This window comes from Halorubrum sp. AJ67 (assembly GCF_000513435.1).
The window spans coordinates 391,765-392,989 of sequence record NZ_CBVY010000003.1 but is presented as its reverse complement, the minus strand read 5'-3'; the positions used below and the strand labels follow the sequence as shown (position 1 = coordinate 392,989).

2 protein-coding genes are annotated in these 1,225 nt (G+C 70.1%); one reads left to right on the top strand and one right to left on the bottom strand.

Annotated features, from left to right (window positions below; translation table 11 throughout):
* Positions 1-661: TraB/GumN family protein (locus BN903_RS05200; protein ID WP_048076686.1), on the bottom strand; the 661-nt coding region annotated here is incomplete at its 3' end.
* Between the two features lie 148 nt (positions 662-809).
* Between BN903_RS05200 and BN903_RS05195 the strand changes: the two genes are divergently transcribed.
* Positions 810-1,225: winged helix-turn-helix domain-containing protein (locus BN903_RS05195; protein ID WP_048076779.1), on the top strand; the 416-nt coding region annotated here is incomplete at its 3' end.

The following is a 1,225-nucleotide window of genomic DNA, read 5'->3' as shown; positions in this document are numbered from 1 at the left end:
GGACCCCGCTGGCGACGCTCGTCAGCACGGCGCTCGTGATCCCGACCGCGCCGCCGAAGAGACCGATCGCCGGGCCGGCGAGGATCCCGACGATCAGCCCGCCGATCACGCCGGCGACCCGCGGGTCGCTGACGCCGAACGCGAGCCCGCCCACGAGCCGGAGCTTCTCGGTGAGCGTCATGCGCGCCCAGAACCGCTGGATCGTGGTCTGGATGTCCCGGTCGACTAAGGCGACGTCGATCCCGAGCGACTCGGCGATGTCGACGGCGGCCTTCATGTCGGCACCCGGCTCGATGTCGAACCGCTCGCCGAGCTGGGTCTGGACGTACGAGAGCATCCAGTACGCGAGGAACTGGAACACGGTGTTCCCCCTGAGCAGGTCGCCCGCGTCGAGGTCGTCCGGCGTCTCGCCGTTGAGCTGGCGGTACCGCCCCTCGTCGAGTTCCACCGCGACGACGTCGGGGCGCTCCCGCTCGATCGTCTCCTCGACCTCGTTAACGGAGCGCTCGGACACGTGCGCGGTCCCGACGACCGTGACGCTCCCCTCACCGTCGCCGTCGGGACCGCGGTGCGCCTCCCCGTCGAGGCCGGCACCGTCGGTCCGCGGGGACCGGTCGGTCGACGGGGGCATACCCTCGCTCCCCCGTGACGTCTCTGTCATCACCCGTCGTACTCGGTCACCGCGTTTAGGGTTTGTGAGTCAGTCCCGGAATCCGCTCTGCGGCCCGGAGTCGCCACGTCTCCGTCGGTCCGACGACCGTCCTCGGTGATCCAACAAGTTTGTATCCTCACGTGCCCCACAGCAGCACATGTCCCGGCTGCTGCCCTCCCTGCCGGATGCGACGCCCGAGGAGCGCGAACCTCGGGTCGTCGGCGTCGACGACGACGAGGCCGACGACCTCATCGCCGCCCTCGGCTCCGAGACCGCCAGGGCGATCCTCTCGACGCTCCACGACCGCCCGGCAACCAAGTCCGAACTCGCAGACGAGGTCGACACCTCCCTCCAGAACGTCCAGTATCACCTCTCGCGGCTCGACGACGCCGACCTCGTCGACGTCGTCGACACCGCCTACTCCGAGAAGGGACGCGAGATGGACGTGTACGCCGCCGCGGACGAGCCGCTGGTGCTGTTCGCCGGCGGCTCCGAGGAGTCGACCGGGATCAAGACCGCGCTCATGCGCCTGCTCGGCGGCTACGGGCTGATCGGTCTCGCGGCGGTCGCGGC